This window comes from Cobetia sp. cqz5-12 (assembly GCF_016495405.1).
Classification (GTDB): domain Bacteria; phylum Pseudomonadota; class Gammaproteobacteria; order Pseudomonadales; family Halomonadaceae; genus Cobetia.
This window is the reverse complement of the sequence record NZ_CP044522.1, coordinates 2,839,031-2,856,160: the sequence shown is the minus strand read 5'-3', so window position 1 is coordinate 2,856,160 and position 17,130 is coordinate 2,839,031. Positions and strand designations below refer to the sequence as shown.

The 17,130-nt window shown below is 64.3% G+C and carries 14 protein-coding genes; 6 read left to right on the top strand and 8 right to left on the bottom strand.

Features of this window, described 5'->3' with window-relative positions; genetic code table 11:
- Positions 1-15 precede the first annotated feature (15 nt).
- The 6 genes from F8A90_RS11900 to pepN all read left to right on the top strand — a co-directional run bounded on the left by F8A90_RS11900 (position 16) and on the right by pepN (position 7,157).
- Complete coding sequence (locus tag F8A90_RS11900; RefSeq protein WP_233593308.1) at positions 16-654, top strand: GNAT family N-acetyltransferase; 639 nt, start codon at positions 16-18, stop codon at positions 652-654.
- A gap of 78 nt (positions 655-732) precedes the next feature.
- Entirely contained in the window at positions 733-1,221 is a 489-nt protein-coding gene (locus F8A90_RS11895) for a YajQ family cyclic di-GMP-binding protein (RefSeq protein ID WP_054556286.1), read from the top strand.
- A gap of 284 nt (positions 1,222-1,505) precedes the next feature.
- A complete protein-coding gene (locus F8A90_RS11890) occupies positions 1,506-2,348 on the top strand; it encodes a CvfB family protein (protein ID WP_175089419.1) in 843 nt (280 codons plus the stop codon).
- Between the two features lie 153 nt (positions 2,349-2,501).
- Positions 2,502-3,716, top strand: a complete 1,215-nt coding sequence (locus F8A90_RS11885) for a glycerate kinase (protein WP_200017295.1) — start codon at positions 2,502-2,504, stop codon at positions 3,714-3,716.
- Positions 3,717-3,980: 264 nt separating this feature from the next.
- Complete coding sequence (locus tag F8A90_RS11880; RefSeq protein ID WP_233593307.1) at positions 3,981-4,406, top strand: YbaN family protein; 426 nt, start codon at positions 3,981-3,983, stop codon at positions 4,404-4,406.
- Positions 4,407-4,505: 99 nt separating this feature from the next.
- Positions 4,506-7,157, top strand: coding sequence for an aminopeptidase N (pepN, locus tag F8A90_RS11875; protein ID WP_166018541.1), 2,652 nt, complete (start codon positions 4,506-4,508; stop codon positions 7,155-7,157).
- A gap of 218 nt (positions 7,158-7,375) precedes the next feature.
- On the opposite strand, the gene F8A90_RS11870 is transcribed toward pepN, so the two are convergent.
- The 8 genes from F8A90_RS11870 to rsxB form a co-directional block, all read right to left on the bottom strand.
- Entirely contained in the window at positions 7,376-7,663 is a 288-nt protein-coding gene (locus F8A90_RS11870) for a hypothetical protein (RefSeq protein WP_166018539.1), read from the bottom strand.
- Between the two features lie 61 nt (positions 7,664-7,724).
- Positions 7,725-9,932: an EAL domain-containing protein gene (locus F8A90_RS11865; RefSeq protein ID WP_200017294.1), complete on the bottom strand. Its 2,208-nt coding sequence runs from the start codon at positions 9,930-9,932 to the stop codon at positions 7,725-7,727.
- Positions 9,933-10,179: 247 nt separating this feature from the next.
- The gene (gene nth, locus F8A90_RS11860; RefSeq protein ID WP_043334098.1) at positions 10,180-10,815 is read right to left on the bottom strand and encodes an endonuclease III; all 636 of its coding nucleotides are present in this window, start codon (positions 10,813-10,815) and stop codon (positions 10,180-10,182) included.
- A gap of 99 nt (positions 10,816-10,914) precedes the next feature.
- A complete protein-coding gene (locus tag F8A90_RS11855) occupies positions 10,915-11,625 on the bottom strand; it encodes an electron transport complex subunit E (protein WP_043334099.1) in 711 nt (236 codons plus the stop codon).
- Positions 11,618-12,397 carry an electron transport complex subunit RsxG gene (gene rsxG, locus F8A90_RS11850; RefSeq protein ID WP_200017293.1) on the bottom strand — a complete coding sequence of 260 codons (780 nt, stop codon included), beginning with the start codon at positions 12,395-12,397 and terminating at the stop codon, positions 11,618-11,620. Before rsxG ends, F8A90_RS11855 begins: the two co-directional genes overlap by 8 nt.
- Positions 12,394-13,434, bottom strand: coding sequence for an electron transport complex subunit RsxD (gene rsxD, locus F8A90_RS11845; protein WP_200017292.1), 1,041 nt, complete (start codon positions 13,432-13,434; stop codon positions 12,394-12,396). Before rsxD ends, rsxG begins: the two co-directional genes overlap by 4 nt.
- Before the next feature lie 91 nt (positions 13,435-13,525).
- Complete coding sequence (rsxC, locus tag F8A90_RS11840) at positions 13,526-16,492, bottom strand: electron transport complex subunit RsxC (RefSeq protein ID WP_233593306.1); 2,967 nt, start codon at positions 16,490-16,492, stop codon at positions 13,526-13,528.
- The gene (gene rsxB / locus F8A90_RS11835) at positions 16,492-17,130 is read right to left on the bottom strand and encodes an electron transport complex subunit RsxB (RefSeq protein ID WP_054556280.1); all 639 of its coding nucleotides are present in this window, start codon (positions 17,128-17,130) and stop codon (positions 16,492-16,494) included. The genes rsxC and rsxB overlap by 1 nt, the downstream gene beginning before the upstream one ends.

Sequence of the window (17,130 nt, the reverse complement as noted above, 5' to 3'; positions counted from 1 at the left end):
GGGAGAGCCTGCACCATGACCCCCATTCTGCGCCCGGCCATCCGGGCCGATCTCGACGCTCTGGTAGAGCTCGAAGAAGTCAGTTTCGATAGCGACTGGTTCAGTCGTCGTCAGCTGTCCCATCTGATTCTGCGTGCCCATGCCCGTACCCTGGTGATCATCCAGCCTGATGATGTCATTCCGTCCGCACCGGCGGTGGACGATGTCATGGCCGCGCTGTGGCCGGCCGGTAGCGTCGAGCATGATGACGCCACGCCGCTTCGCAGCGTGCTCGGCTACGGCACCGTGCTGTTTCGCCGCAATTCACGCCGCGCGCGACTCTATTCCTTCTGTCTGCACCCGGACTCGCGTGGCCGCGGCCTTGCCCAGCGCCTGCTGACAGCGCTTGAGCAGCTGGCCATCGCGCAGGGCTGTACCCAGTTCGATCTTGAGGTGCATACCGGCAATGGCGCGGCGATCGCGCTCTACGAGCGTCACGGCTTCGAGAAGTGTGGTCGCCTGCGCGATTACTATGCCGACGGGGCGGCCGCCTGGAAGATGCGCAAGGTATTGACGCTGGATTCGCCGGCACCGGTGGCTGAGGAACTCGCGGCAGGAGGTGCCAGTGAAGCGCACACCAGCATGCCCACAACGGTGAATGCCGGTGCCGCCTGAGCCAGAGGCATGGCGCGCGTGGCCCCCATGGGCTAGGATGCGCTGTTTATTCTTCATGGCTTCAAAGGAATCGCTCCCATGCCGTCATTCGATATTGTCTCCGAACTCGACAAGCACGAAGTGCAGAATGCCGTCGATCAGGCCAATCGCGAACTCGCGACGCGCTTCGATTTCAAGGGCGTGACTGCCAGCTTCGAACTCGAGAAGGAAGAGAACGTCAATCTGGAAGCCGATGCGGACTTCCAGCTGCGTCAGATGATCGAACTGCTCAAGGGTCGTCTGATCGCGCGCGGCATCGACGTGCGCTGCCTGGAAGAGAAGGACGCCGACACCGCTGGTGTGCGTGCCCGTCAGCAGCTGGTGCTGCGCCAGGGTCTGGACCAGCCGACCGCCAAGAAGATCGTCAAGGCGCTCAAGGATGCCAAGCTCAAGGTCCAGGCGCAGATCCAGGGCGAGAAGGTCCGCGTCACCGGCAAGAAGCGTGACGACCTGCAGGGCGCCATGGCATTGCTCAAGGGCGATGAGAGTCTCGAGCTGCCGTTGCAGTTCAACAACTTCCGCGACTGATCCGGCGCGCAAGTGTCTGGCGATCGCCATTCTCAGCACCGTTCGCTATCGGCGTGCGGTGCTGTATTCGTTTGACTCGCTGATTGGCGGTCTCGTTGGATCTACTGACTCCCTGATCCGCTTTGAAAGCGTCATGTCTCGTCGCTGGCGCTACGCTTGTCCAGCCCGGTGCTTCACTCGAGACGACCGGACGCGTCGCTTTCAAAGCGTTTCACCTTATTCGTACGTGATATCTGCGCCATGCGGGCCGCTTCGGCACCCGACAGCGCGCAAAGAGAGGTTATATGTCTGCTCCGCTCGCTATCGGCCAGCGCAACACCCTGACGATCACCAAGCGGGTCGGCTTCGGCGTCTTCCTCGATGGTGGGGATCGCGGGGAAATCCTGCTGCCGACGCCCTTCATTCCGGCGGGGGCCGACATCGGTGATGAAGTCGAAGTCTTCGTCAGCCTGGATGATGAAGACCGCCTGCTGGCCACCACGCGCTATCCGCGTGCCATGGTCGGCGAATTCGCCGCGCTCAAGGTGGTCGAGGTCAATGACATCGGCACCTTCCTCGACAATGGCCTGGGCAAGGATCTGCTGCTGCCCTACGGCGAGCGCAAGCGTGAGCTCAAGGCTGGCCAGTTCGCCATGGTGCACGTCGGTCTCGACAAGCACAGTGACCGCATGGTCGCCTCGATGCGTCTGGATCGCTGGCTCGACAAGACCCCGGCCACCTACGCGGTGGGTCAGGAAGTCTCCGGGCTGGTCGCTGCACGCACCGACCTGGGCATGAAGATCATCATCGACAACGCCCATTGGGGCCTGGTGCACCACGACCGAATCTTCACGCGTCTGCGCATCGGCAATCGTCTGCGTCTGTGGGTGTTGAAGAATGACGGCAACGGCAATGTCGATCTGACGCCGCAGGCGCCGGGGCCGGCTGGCCATCAGCAGCTGGCGGACCGCATTCTGGCCGCGCTGGAAGCCAGCCAGGGCGTGCTGCCGCTGGGCGACAAGAGCGAGCCGGAAGCCATCAGTGAAGCCTTCGGTGCCAGCAAGGCCAACTTCAAGCGCGCCATCGGTCACCTGAAGCGCGAAGGCAAGGTCACGCTGGCGCCCACCGAGACGCGTCTGGTCAAGTAAGCGTCGCTGTCAGCCTGCACTGCCACCCTCGGGAGACCGACGGGTGGCAGTTTGCGTTTCAGCGTGCCGCATGGCACCAATGACAGCGTATCATTGGGGTATCTTGCACTGAGTCGCCCCATTCGCTCCTTCACTTCGACAAGGAATGTCTGCATGACTGTCTCTGCTTCCGCTGCCTCCTCCGCTTCTTCTGGTCCCTCAGCTTCTGCCGGTGCGCCGCGTCTGTTGATTGCCCCTGACAGCTTCAAGGAAGCGCTGGCAGCCAGTGATGCCGCCGAGGCCATGGCGCGTGGTGTTCGCAGGGTACTGCCCGAGGCACAGATCGATCTCTGCCCGTTGGGGGATGGCGGTGAGGGCACGCTGGCGGCGTTGTTGGCGGCGGCCAGTGAAGCAGACCCCATCGAGGCGCGCAGCGCTCAGGTGCGAGATCCGCTTGGGCGTGAGGTCACCGCCCAGTGGGGCTGGCAGCCGGGTAGCCGCACCGCCATCGTCGAGCTGGCCGAAGCCAGTGGTCTGCATCTGGTCAGCCCTGAAGAGCGCGACGCGCGTATCGCCGACACGCATGGCGTGGGCGAGCTGATACTGGCGGCGCTGGACGCCGGTGCCGAGCGGCTGATCGTCACGCTGGGCGGCAGTGCCACCAACGATGGCGGCAGCGGCATGTTGCGTGCGCTCGGGCTGCGCCTGCTCGACGCTGATGGGGAAGAGCTGCCCGCGGGAGGCGCGGCCCTCGCGCGTCTGGCGAGTCTGGACGTCAGTGCGCTGGACCCACGCCTGGCCGATCTCAAGGTGTCTGCCGCGGTCGATGTCGACAACCCCCTGTGTGGCCCGCGTGGCGCGACGGCCGTGTTCGGGCCGCAGAAGGGCGCCGATGCCGCGGTGGTCGAGGAGCTGGATGCGGCACTGGCCCACTTTGCGCGCCTGAGCGCTGAAGTGCTGGGCGCAGACCAGCAGCAACTGGCCGGTGCAGGGGCCGCAGGCGGCATGGGCTACGCGGTGGCGGCCTGGTTGAACGGTGAGCTGCGCCCGGGTATCGAGCTAGTGATGGAGCGCCTCAACGTGAGCGAGCGCCTGGCGGGCTGTGATCTGCTGATCACCGGGGAAGGCGGACTGGATGGCCAGAGCCTGGGGGGCAAGACCCCCATCGGCGCGGCGCGTGCCGCGCGTGCCGCCGGGGTGCCTGCCATCGTGTTGGCCGGACGACTGGCCGAGGGCTGGCAAGCCGCCCATGATGAGGGGGTCAGTGCCGTCTTCACGCTGTGTGACAGTGCCATGCCGCTTGAGCAGGCGCTGGCGCGCACCTCGGAGCTGCTGGCTGACCGCTGCGAGGCCATCATGCGTCTCTGGCAGTTGGCGCAGCGCGGCTGAGCGCAGCCCGGCTGATCGCAGCTCGGCTGAGCGCAGCTAAACCACATCTGGCTCGACAGATTGCGGCGTCGAATCCGGCCGCAGACAGCGGCCCACGGCCCCCATGGCGGGGGGCGTGGCCTTTCGCGATATCGGCAAGCCCGTTACCATGCACGCAGTTGCTATCAGGCGGATAGTCAGAAAGTACTTTTCCCATGAACGACTTGGCGTTTGACTGATAGCAGGAAGCACACGGTGTGTGACCGCAGGTGGTGAGGAACCGACATGATGATCTTTCGGCGCATGAAGCGTATCTGCTGGCTTGGCCTGGCCTGGTTGTTCTTCGGCATCGGCTTCGCTGGCATGTTTCTGCCGCTGCTGCCCACCACCGTCTTCATGCTGCTGGCGTTGGCCTGTGCCAGCCGAGGTTCGCCGCGCTTTGCGCGCTATATCCGTGAACATCCCCAGATCGGGCCGACACTGGTGGCGTGGGAGCGCGAACGCGCCATTCCGCTGCGCGCGCGCATCATGGCGGTCAGCATGCTGGCCGTCTCGATGCTGATCATCCTGTTCACCGTGTCAGTGCTGGCCGTCAAGGTCTCGCTGCTGATCTTCCTGTCGCTGCTGGCACTGTGGCTGGCAACGCGCCCGGAGCCCAAGGGCGAGGGGGCGAACCTTGCCGTCAGTGGCGAATCCCTTCCGCGCGAATGAGCGCTTCATCGCGGGCAGGTGAGGTGTCTTCTCCCTCGCTGTCCGCTGTCTTCCTGCCGTGAGGAGTCCTCTCCCGCGGCGCTGATTGCGGAGTCTTTGATGTCACAACCTGCAGCGATTCATCTTGCCGATTATCAGGCACCCGCCTGGCGTGTGCTGGACACCCGCCTGACGTTTGATCTGGCACCGTCCGCGACCCGTGTCACGACCGTACTGACCCTGGAGGCCAATCCCGATGCCGCCGTGGGCAGTGATGCCACGCCCCCGCTGGTGCTCAATGGCGAGCATCTGACGCTGGAGTCCGTGCGTGTCGATGGGCGAGCGCTCGCCAGTGATGAATACAAGCTCGACGAGACTCACCTGACGCTGGCCGGTCTGCCGGCCAACTGTGAGCTCGAGACGGTAGTGGTGATCGACCCGGCCGCGAATACCGCGCTGGAAGGCCTATACGTATCCTCGGGCATGTTCTGCACCCAGTGCGAGGCCGAAGGCTTCCGCCGCATCACCTACTACCCGGACCGTCCGGACGTGATGTCGGTGTTCACCACCACCATCATCGCCGACAAGGACAGCTACCCGATTCTGCTCTCCAACGGCAACCCCATCGAGCGTGGCGAGCACGAAGGCGGCCGTCACTTCGTCACCTGGCAGGACCCGCATCCCAAGCCGTGCTATCTGTTCGCGCTGGTAGCGGGAGACCTGGTCAAGCATGACGACAGCTTCACCACCATGAGTGGTCGTGACGTCGCGCTGGAAATCTGGGTCGAGCCGGAAAATCTCGACAAGACCCAGCACGCCATGAACTCCCTCAAGGCGTCCATGAAGTGGGACGAGGAAGTCTACGGTCGCGAATATGACCTCGACATCTTCATGATCGTCGCGGTCAACGACTTCAACATGGGCGCGATGGAGAACAAGGGCCTCAACATCTTCAACAGCGCCTGCGTGCTGGCCAACCCCGACACCACCACCGACGCCGCCTTCCAGCGCGTCGAAGGGGTGGTCGCGCATGAGTACTTCCACAACTGGTCGGGCAACCGTGTCACCTGCCGTGACTGGTTCCAGCTGTCCCTGAAGGAAGGCTTCACCGTCTATCGCGACCAGACCTTCTCCGCCGACATGAACTCGGCGCCGGTCAAGCGCATCGAAGACGTCGCCATGTTGCGTACCGCGCAGTTCGCCGAAGATGCCGGGCCCACCGCGCACCCGGTGCGCCCGGCGTCCTACATCGAGATTTCCAACTTCTATACCCTGACCATCTATGAGAAGGGTTCCGAAGTGGTGCGCATGGTCGCCAACCTGCTCGGCGAAGAAGCCTTCCGCCGTGGCAGTGACCTCTACTTCGCGCGCAACGATGGCAGCGCCGCCACCATCGAGGACTTCATCAGCGCGATGAGCGAAGCCTCCGGTCGCGACTTCAGCCAGTTCATGCGCTGGTACTCCCAGGCGGGCACACCGAACATCGCCGCCAGTGGCACCTTCGATGCCCAGGCAGGTACCTATTCTCTCACGCTGCGTCAGTCCACGCCGCCTTCACCGGGGCAGGCGGAGAAGCTGCCGCTGGTGATTCCGGTGCGCATGGGGCTGGTCGGGGCCGATGGCAGCGATCTGACGCTGACCCTCGACGGCGAAGCGCTGGGCACGGAAACCGTGCTGGAGCTGACCGAGGCCGAGCAGACCTTCGTCTTCACCGGCCTTGCTGGCGATGCCGAGCCGGTGCCATCGCTGCTGCGCGGCTTCTCGGCGCCGGTCAAGCTGGCCTTTGACTACAGCCGTGAGCAGCTGGCCTTCCTGATGCAGCACGACAGCGATGGCTTCAACCGCTGGGATGCCGGTCAGCGTCTGGCCATGGCAGCGCTTGAAGACCTGATGGCGGCCTGGCAGCGTGGCGAGCAGGAGGCCCAGCTGGATGAGCGCCTGCTGGCCGCCTATCGCTTCCTGCTCCAGAGTGAAGCTTCCGATCGTGCGGTGCTGGCCGAGATGCTGACGCTGCCCTCGGAGGCCTATATCGCCGAGCAGCAGAGTGTCGTCGATGTCGATGCCATCCACTGGGCGCGCAAGACCGCCAAGGCACAGCTGGCCAGTGCGCTGCGCGACGATTTCGTGGCGCTCTATCACGCCAACGCGCAGCAGGGCGACTACGCGCCGACCTTCGAGCAGATGGCGCGTCGCAGCCTCAAGAATGCCGCGCTCAGCTATCTGATGAGCATCGAGGACGAGGAGGGCGTGCGTCTGGCCCAGGCCCAGTTGGCGGCGGCCCACAACATGACCGACGTGCGTGCCGCGCTGACGATGCTGGTGCATTCCTCACGCACCGACCTGGGTGACCCGGCGCTCAAGTCCTTCGCCGAGCGCTGGTCGCATGATCCGCTGGTGATGGACCAGTGGTTCTCGATCCAGGTCACGCGTCCGCAGGCCGATGTGCTGGACCGCGTGCGCTTCCTGATGGAGCACCCGGCCTTCTCGTTGACCAATCCCAACAAGGTGCGTGCCTTGATCGGCGCCTTCGCCGGCCAGAACCGCGTCAACTTCCACCGTCTCGACGGCGAAGGCTATCGTCTGCTGGCGGATGTGGTCATCGAGCTCAATCGTCTGAATCCGGAAATCGCGGCGCGCATCATCACGCCGCTGACGCGTTACAAGCGCTTTGATGCCAAGCGTCAGGACTTGATGAAGGCAGAGCTTGAGCGTATCCGTGGCGAGAAGCTCTCGAACAACCTGTATGAAGTCGTGGAGAAGGCACTGGCCTGATCCTCTGAGCTGACCCTTGAAGACAGACGGCAGTCATCGCGCGCATGGTGATGACTGCCGCTGACATGAAAAAGCCCCTGCCGAATGCCAGGGGCTTTTTCATGTCACGAGCCTGGCGCAAGTCCCGTCAGGGCATCGCCTTCACGGTTATCGCTTTCAAGGCGTCGCTTTCAGGGTCATCGCTTTCAGGGGCATCGCTTTCAGGGGCATCGCGCGCGTCAGGTAATCATCCAACCGAGGAAGGTCAGGCCGATGAAGGTCATCAATAGTCCGCCGATGATGGAGCCTCTCAATAGCGACGTGATGCCCTTGAAGAGCAGATAGAGCCCCAATACCAGGCCCAGCAGGCTGAACAGTGATGTGCCAAGCCCCAGTTCGCCGGTCAAGCCATTGAAGAATCCCGAGAGGGCATCATCGAAGTTGGCGAAGAAACCACCCAGGCCTTCGACGATGAAACGAATGGCGGCACCGAGCTGTGTGCCGATCCAGTTGAAGAAATCTTCCATAACGCATGACGTCCAGACAGAAAAGAGGCCCCAGTGTGCCATGAAAGACGCGGATGCGCTGTCATCCCAGCTGATACCTGGCGGTGAATGCCTCGATCGACATGGGCTTGTCCATCAGGTAACCCTGCAGGGCATCACAGCCCATCTCCAGCAACAGCTCGCGCTGCCTGGGGGTCTCGACGCCTTCCGCCACCACGCACATGCCCAGCTCACGCCCCAGCTGCACCATGAAGTTCACCATGCGGCGATTCATCTCGTCGTTCTCGAGATCATTGACGAAGCTGCGGTCGACCTTGAGCTCATCGAAGGGCAGGTGCTTGATGTAGGTCAGGGAGGAGAAGCCGGTGCCGAAATCATCCAGTGACAGGCGCAGGCCCAGCGAGCGCAGTTCATGCATGCGTGCCACGGTGGCGGGCATGTCGGTAGCGAAGACGTTTTCGGTCAGCTCCAGCTGCAGATATTGCGGGTCCAGCGTGTGCTGGTTGAGTGCCTTGGCGACGTTGCCGACGTAGTGAGGGGAGTCCAGCTGCTTGACGCTGACATTGACCGACAGATAGAGCCTGGCGAAGGCGGTGCCTTTCTGCCAGTCCTCCAGCAGCTTGCAGGCCTGTGCCAGTACCCAATCGCCGAGGCTGTCGATCAGCTGGCTCTTTTCGGCAAGCGGAATGAACTCGTAGGGCGAGATATTGCCGAGCTTGGCGTGTCGCCAGCGCAACAGGCACTCGGCACCGACCAGCTTGAGCCCCCGATCGAATTGCGGCTGCAGTTCCACGTAAAGCTCTTCATTCTCGATGGCGCGGCGCAGGTCATTTTCCAGCTGAACGGCGCGCTCAAGCTCCACGCGCATGCTGGGATCAAAGCGGACGGTCTGATTGCGCCCGCCCTCCTTGGCACGATACATCGCGATATCCGCGCGCCGGATAAGCTCCTCCGCACTCAGATGGCGATCACGGAACATGATGCTGCCCAGGCTCGCCGAGCTGTGATGTTGCAGCGGCTGCGACTGTGGGCCCAAGAGCGAATACGGCTGGTTGAGCGCCTGCTGCAGGCGCTCCATCAGCTCATCCAGTTCGCGACAGGCAGCCTGCGGGTCGTGGCTCAGAGGTTGTACCAGGATGACGAACTCGTCCCCGCCGAAGCGCGCCACCAGATCGCTGTCACGCACCGTGGAGCTCAGGCGATGGGCCACCTCGATCAACAGATGGTCGCCGGTGGTATGCCCCAGCAGGTCGTTGATCTTCTTGAAGTGGTCCAGATCGATGAAGATGAGCGCGCCGTGGGTGTCACGGGCGTCGGTGATGATGATGGCCTGCTGCAGACTGTCGATCAGCGTGGCGCGGTTGGCCAGCTTGGTCAGCGAGTCGAAGCGACTGTGCTGGTGCAGCAGGGCCTCTGATTCGACGATACGCGTGATATCGGTGATCGAACCGATCATGCGCAGCGGATTGCCTTCGCTGTCACGCTCGATGACATCGCCCTTGTCGATCACCCAGACGACGTCGCCACCGCGGGTCAACATGCGGTGACGATGATAATAGGCCGTCTTGCCCGCCAGGCAGTCCTGGATGGCGATCATCGCCTCGGGCTTGTCCTCGGGGTGCAGGAGGCTTGCGAATTCTTCCAGGCTGTTGCTGAGCTCGCTCTCCGGGATGCCCAGAATCTGTGACCAGCGGCGATTGTGCGTCACGGAACTGGTCAGGATGTTCCAGTCCCAGAAGCCTTCCAGAGACGTGTCATAGATGTGGTCGATCTGGCGGGTCTTGCGCTCATGCTCACGGACTTCGGTGGTGATGTTATGCGCCAGAACGGCGACCAGCGGCTGACCGTGAATGTCATGGAAGGGCTGCTTGATGGAGCGGAAGTGGTTGACCTCGCCGGTGGTGCCGTCGGTGGCATCCTCGAAGACCGTCTCGCACTCGAATCTGCTGATTACCTGCTCAACGCTGCGCCGGAAGAAGTGGCTCTGCTCGGTATTGCCGGTGTAATGGCTGTCGTCGCGCCCGATGATGTCCTCGAGCGTGGTGCCGTAGAAGTCGGTCAGGGTGCGATTGGCGAAGCGGAACAGCCCCTTGGCATCCTTGATGAACAGGATGTCGGGATGCGTGTCGACCAGAGTACGCAGCAGATGGTTCTCGGCTTCCAGTGCTTCGAGACGTGACGACATCTCCTGCAGGCGCGAGTGCAGGCTCGTGTCATCAGGCTGGCGGGAATCGTCGGAGCCTTCTGGACGCGGAGAACGACGATCCCCGGCATCGGAAGGTGCGGTCATGGGCAGGTTCCTGAGGCGACGGTCTGTGCTCTCAGTCTACGTTGCCGCTCGGTTGAATAGGCAGGGAAGCAGGGCCCATGTTCAATCAACGATCACGCATGCAGGTCACGCATGCAGTCCATGCAGGGTCGGAGCTTTCGCCAGGCGCCTGGTGATCAAGTTCCCGTCATCAAGCTGTTGCTCACAAAGTTCCAGTCATCAAGCCCCTGATGATGAAGACGTCATCAAATCCTCGTGCCCCGAGGCGTTACAGGTCGACCTTGTCCTTGTACTCGCAGAGGTCTTCGATGATGCAGCTGCCGCAGCGCGGCTTGCGTGCCACGCAGGTGTAGCGGCCATGCAGGATCAGCCAATGGTGGGCGTCGACCAGAAACTCCTTGGGCACATGGCGCATCAGCTTGTGCTCGACCTCCAGCACGTTCTTGCCCGGGGCGATGCGCGTGCGGTTGGAAACGCGGAATATGTGCGTATCCACTGCCATGGTCGGCTGGCCGAAGGCGGTATTGAGCACTACGTTGGCGGTCTTGCGGCCCACGCCGGGCAGCGCTTCCAGCGCCTCACGGGTCTGCGGCACCTCACCACCATGCCGTTCGATCAACATGCGGCAGGTCTTGATGACGTTCTCGGCCTTGGTGTTGAACAGGCCGATCGTCTTGATGTACTCCTTCAGGCCCTCGACGCCCAGCGCGAGGATGCTCTCCGGCGTGTTGGCGACCGGATACAGCTTCGCCGTGGCCTTGTTGACGCCCACGTCCGTGGCCTGCGCCGAGAGCAGCACCGCGATCAGCAGCTCGAAGGGCGTCGACCAGGCAAGCTCGGTGCGTGGTTCAGGGTTCTCGTTGCGCAGGCGAGTGAAGATCTCGAGGCGTTTCTGGGCGTTCATGGCAGCTCGATGTCAGGTCAGCGAGTTTCGGTCGAACCCCACCTGGAGCACGGTGAATCGCAGGCGGGGATGGGCAGGAGCGAGGCGCGGCTGCGCAAGTCAGGAAATCGTGCCGGTGACCCGCACGCGACGCGACACCTTGGGCGCATCGGCGTTGGCTGCCTTGCGGCGCTGTTCGAGGCGCTCATCGATGGTCTTCTTGCCCGCGATGATCAGCCCCATGCAGAAGAAGGCCCCGGGTGGCAGTACCAGGAACAGGAAGGAGTAATCCGGGAAGATCGTCAGCTGCCAGTCGGCGGCCATCGGCCCGACGAGCAGTTCCATGCCCGCAAACAGCGTGCCCTGGCCGAACAGCTCACGCATGCCGCCCAGCAGTACCAGCACGGCCATGAACCCCAGACCCATCATCAAGCCATCGGTGGCGGCCGGCAGCACGGGGTGCTTGGCGGCGAAGGCATCGGCACGCCCGAGAATCGCACAGTTGGTGACGATCAGCGGAATGAAGATGCCCAGAATCTGATAGAGCTCATAGGTATACGCCTTCATCAACAGCTCGGCACAGGTCACGAACGAGGCGATGATCATCACGAAGGCCGGCAGGCGCACTGCAGAAGGCACCAGATTGCGGATCAGTGACACCGCCACGTTGGAGCCGATCAACACCAGCAGGGTGGCAAGCCCCAGGCCGATGGCATTGACGACGCTGGCGGTGACGGCCAGCAGTGGGCACAGGCCCAGCAGCTGCACCAGCGCCGGGTTGTTGTCCCACAGGCCATCGCGGCTGATCTTGCCAAGTGAGATATCACTCATGAGGTTCGTCTCCGCCATGTTCAGAAGGCGCTGATGGCACAAGCGTGCCATCAGCGGTGGGAGCTTGCGTGCCTTGCTGGGCCTTGGCGGCGCGGCGGGTCGCGGTCAGCGTCTCGCTGTCGCCGGCCAGCAGCGCCGTGCGATGCGCCATGAAGTAGATCAGCGCCTGACGAACGGCACCCACCACGGCGCGCGGGGTGATGGTCGCACCGGTGAACTGGTCGAAATCACCGCCATCCTTGTTCACCTTCCACTCCACCGAGCTGAGTGTCTGGTCGTCGAATTCGTGAATCCAGTCGGACTTGCGCGCCTCGATCTTGTCGCCCAGCCCCGGGGTCTCGGCGTGCTTGACGGCGCGCACGCCAGCCACGCTGCCATCGGCACGGATACCGACCAGCAGACGGATATCGCCGCTGTAACCCTTGCCGGTCACCACCGGCAGCAGTACCGCGACGGTCTCGCCATTTTGGGTGGCGCGCCAGCCGGTATCGGCACTCTCCAGACCCAGTACCTGGGAAGGCGGCAGGACGAAGGCCGCGTCGAGCAGGTCATTGTCGTGCAGCGACGGCGGGATGATCTCGGCCAGCGCCGCGCTCTGGGCGGCACGCTCGTTGTCGGCGATGGTCTCGGCGGTGGTCATCTGGGTCATGGCGACCACGCCGGCGGTGACGATGGCGAAGACCGCCAGGCCCAGCGCGGCCCGCGCGATGGTGTGCTTCAGGCCCTGGGCGGCCTGAGCTTGCTGTTCGGGCTGATCAGGCGTGAGGCTCATGCCTTGTCCTCCAGCTTGATGCCACGGCGGGCCTTCTTGTGACCATAGCTGCGTGGTTGGGTGTAGTAATCGATGAACGGCACGCTGAAGTTCATCAGCAACACCGCGAAGGCGATGGCGTCAGGATAGGCGCCGAAGGCGCGAATCAGGTAGATCAGCACGCCGATGCCGACGCCGTAATAGAGCTTGCCCTTGTTGGAGGTCGCCGCCGTGACCGGGTCCGTGGCGATGAAGAAGGCGCCGAAGATCGCCGCACCGCACAGCAGGTGGAACAGGGGGCTGGCGTGCTGTTCGCCATCCACGAAGGCGAAGATGCCGGAGATCACCGCCAGGCTGCCCAGCATCGCCACCGGGATATGCCAGGTGATCAGGCGGCGCGCCAGCAGCACCAGGCCGCCGAGGCCCCAGGCAATGGCCGTCTGCTGCCAGGCCAGCAGGTTGGCGGCGGGCAGCAGACTCGGGTCTGCCCAGAACTCGCTGCTGGAAAGCTCGCCCTTGTTGCGGAAGGCATCCAGCGGTGTGGCGCCGGTCAGGGCATCTGGCGTGGCGATCATGCCGAAGAACTGCTTGAGGCTGTCAGCGAAGCCGAGTGCGAAACCATCGGGGGATGACCAACGCGACATCTCGACCGGGAAGGAGATCAGCAGCAGCGCATAGGCGACCATCGCCGGATTGAACGGATTCTGGCCCAGGCCGCCATAGAGCTGCTTGGCGACCACGATGGCCGCGATCACGCCGGTCAGTACCAGCCACCAGGGCGCCAGCGGCGGCAATGACACCGCCAGCAGCACGCAGGTCACCAGTGCCGAATTGTCCTTGAGGAAGAAGCTGACCGGACGGCCACGCAGCTTGAGCAGCAGTGCCTCGAGGGTGATACCCGCCAGACAGGCGAAGACGAGGTTGAACAGCACACCCCAGCCATAATGCCAGCACAGCACGGCGATGCCCGGCAGCGTCGCGGCCAGCACCCAGGCCATCACGCGCGAGGTGGCGGTTGGCCCATGGGCATGGGGGGAGCTTGCATGCATCAGGCTCATGAGACGGTCAGATCCTTGCGGTAAATGGGCAATGACACGAGGCGTGCTTCAGGATGCGTCGCCATTGGCGCGCTAGAGGGGCTCAGGTCACTCATTGGGCGTCCACCAGTGCCTGCACCTCGGCCAATGACTCGCGGGCGTGTTCCAGATTGCGGCGCGTGCGGTCGACCTTGGTCGCCAGGCGCTGACGGTTTTCGTCATTCGCCTCGCTCAATGCCGCCTCGGCCTTGCGGTGGGCCGCCTCGGCCGCCTTGACCGCGATGCTGACCTGCTTGTGACGCTTGGCGAGGTTCTCGGCGCGTGATGCCTCGATCTCGGCCTGGGAGAGCGTCACGTTGCTGGCCATGCTGCCGCGCCCCACAGAACCCGCGTCGGGCGTGGGCGCTTCGGGAATCAATTCGCCCGTGCCCTTGGCGGCAGGCGGCGCGTCAGCGCCGTCAGCTTGTGCACTGGTCAGACGCACCTCGGCGGCACGCAGGTTTTCCTGTGCCGTGGCCAGCAGGGTCTGCAGGTCCTCGATATCTCCTTCACCGCTTTCGCTGGCGCGGGCCAGGGCCTTCTCGGCCTTCTTGACCGCGATATTGGCTGCGGCACGGGCCGTCTTGAGTGCCTTGAGATCGGCAGCCGAAGCTGCGGCAGCCGGCGCTGCGGCTGCGGGGGCAGCCGCGCCTGTCGAGGAAGTGCTGGCCGGCGCAGGGGCAGCTGGCTCGCTGGCGGCCTTGAGGTCAGCTTCGGCCTTGGCAAGTCGCGCCCTGGCGTCCGTGACGCTGGCCTCTAGCGCCACGATGTCGCCCTCACCGCTATCCTGTGCCGTCTTGAGGGCCTTCTCGGCCTTCTTGACGGCGATATTGGCGGCGGCACGCGCCGTCTTGAGTGCCTTGAGATCGGCAGTCGGGGCGGCGGCGGCGGGGGCAGCGGCGCCTGTGGTGGAAGTGCTGGCCGCCGCAGTAGCAGCTGACTCGCTGGCCTCGCTGGCAGCCTTGAGGTCGGCTTCGGCCTTGGCCAGTTTCGTCTTGGCCTCCGTGACGCCGGCCTCCAGCGCCGCGATGTCGCCTTCGCCACTGTCCTGGGCGGTCTTGAGGGCCTTCTCGGCCTTCTTGACCGCGATGTTGGCGGCGGCACGCGCCGTCTTGAACGCCTTGAGGTCGCCAGCCGAAGCTGCGGCGGGGGCGGATGTGCCACTGACAGCGGGGGCCGCAGCGGCGGACTCGCTTGCCTCACTGGCGGCCTTGAGGGCGCTCTCGGCGCTGGCAAGCTTGGCCTTGGCCGCGGTCACGTTGGCCTCAAGCGCCGCAAGATCACTGGCGCTGCTCTCGCCACTGTCCTGGGCGGCCTTGAGCGCCTTCTCGGCTTTCTTGAGGGCGATGTTGGCTGCGGCACGCGCCGTCTTGAAGGCCTTGATATCGGTGGCCGGTGCCGGCTGGGCAGCCGCGGTCGCTGTGGAAGCCGAGGTCGACGTCGTGTCTGCGCTGGCGCTGGCATCGGCGCGGGCGGCAGCGGACTTCTGGGCCGCCTGGGCGCGCTGCTGGCGCTTGGCTTCCTTCTCGGCTTCCTCGCGCGCCATGCGCGCCTGCTTGAACTCGAAGCGGTGACGGGCGCGTTCGGACTTGCGCGCCTCGTGCTGAGCACTGCGAATCTCGCCCTTGGCGAAACGGTAATACTGCACCAGCGGAATCTGGCTGGGGCAGACGTAGGAGCAGGCACCGCATTCGATGCAGTCCGCCAGATTGTAGAGCTCGGCCTTGTCGAACTCGCGTGCCTTGGAGAACCAGTAGAGCTGCTGCGGCAACAGCTCGGCCGGGCAGGCCTGTTCGCACATGCCGCAACGGATACAGGGCTGCTCGACCGCCGGTGCCGGCAGTGACTCGGGGGAGGAAGCCAGCAGACAGTTGGTGGTCTTGATGATCGGCAGGGCGTCGCTCTCGAGGGTGAAGCCCATCATCGGGCCACCCATCACCAGGCGTGCGATGCCGCTCGCAGAAGGAGCGGCCAGGCGCAGCAGGTCTGCGATGGAGGTACCCAGGCGCGCCTCGACGTTGTGCGGGTGCTGCAGGGCCTCGCCGGTCAGGGTGACGACGCGCGAGATCATCGGCTCGCCGAAGCACACCGCGCGCTGCACGGCGCGTACGGTGCCAGGATTGTGCACCACCACGCCGACATCGGCGGGCAGGCCACGGCTGGGCACTTCGCGGTCTGTCAGCAGCTTGATCAGCTGCTTCTCGCCGCCGGAGGGATACCTGGTCGGCACCACCACGACTTCGAGGCGTGAATCCAGCGGTGGCAGGCGCTTGTCGGCACGGCGGGCGCGAATCGCCTGTTCCAGCGCGATGACGGCCTCGGGCTTGTTGTCCTCGATACCGATCAGGATGCACTCGGGGCCGATCAGGCTGGCGAGAATCTCGAGCCCTTCGATCAGCGCTTCCGGATGCGTGCGCATGGTCAGGTCGTCGGCGGTGATATAAGGCTCACACTCCGCCGCGTTCAGAATCAGGGTATCGATGGCGTGGCGCTCACGTACGCGCGCCTTCACCGCCGAGGGGAAGCCGGCACCGCCCTGACCGACCACGCCGGCGTCCTGCAGGCGTTGGATCAGGTCCTGGGCTTCCTGCTGACGCCAGTCGCGCCAGGCTTCCAGGCGCGCCCATTCATCGATCTCGCCGTCGCGCTCGATCACGATGCACAGGTCTTCCAGCCCCGAGACGTGGGGAATCCGGCGTGGCTCGATGGCGGTGACCACGCCGGTGATGCTGGCATGCACCGGGGCGGAGATCATGCCCTGGGCGCGGGCGATCAGCTCGCCCGTCTTCACGCGCTGGCCGATCTCCACCAGTGGCTGGGCGGGCGCACCGATATGCTGACTGAGCGGCAGCACCACCTCACGTGGCAGTGGGGCGGCCACCAGCGGGGCGCGGTTGGAGAGCGCCTTGTGCTCCGGCGGATGGATTCCGCCGTGGAAGTCGAATACGCGGGGAGCGTTGTCACTGCCTGTCGCGCGCGGGGCAGCAGTGCTCGTGGCAGAACGGGAAGTCACCATGGATTTGAGCAACGACAGAACCATCAGGCGACATTCCTTGCAGATGTGGCAGTAGAATCGGCGGCATCGGTCACGATCAGATTGCCGCTGAAGCGGGCATTGTCGCGGGTCGGGCCCGCCGGTTGCGGCCAGTGCCAGCTGCGCACGTCAGTGGCGACCGGCACCATGTCGATGCAATCGACCGGGCAGGGCTCGACACACAGGTCGCAGCCGGTGCATTCGTCGGCGATCACGGTGTGCATGTGCTTGGCGGCACCGAGAATGGCATCGACAGGGCAGGCCTGGATGCACTTGGTGCAACCGATGCACTCGTCCTCGCGAATCACTGCCACCTTGGGGGTGTTGTCGGCATCGCCATCCAGCGGCGTGGCCTCGCGGCCCAGCAGGTCGGCCAGCGAGGCGATGGTGCTCTCGCCGCCCGGCGGGCACTTGTTGATCTCATCCCCTTCGGCGATGGCCTGGGCGTAGGGCTTGCAGCCCGGATAGCCACACTGGCCGCACTGGGTCTGCGGCAGCAGCTGGTCGATCTGCTCGACGATGGGGTCACCCTCGACCTTGAAGGCCACGGCGGCAAAGCCGAGCAGGCCCCCGAAGACGACGGCCATGGCCACCAGTGCGACGATGGCGGAGATCAGCGTATGGTCGTTGAAGAATTCGAGCAT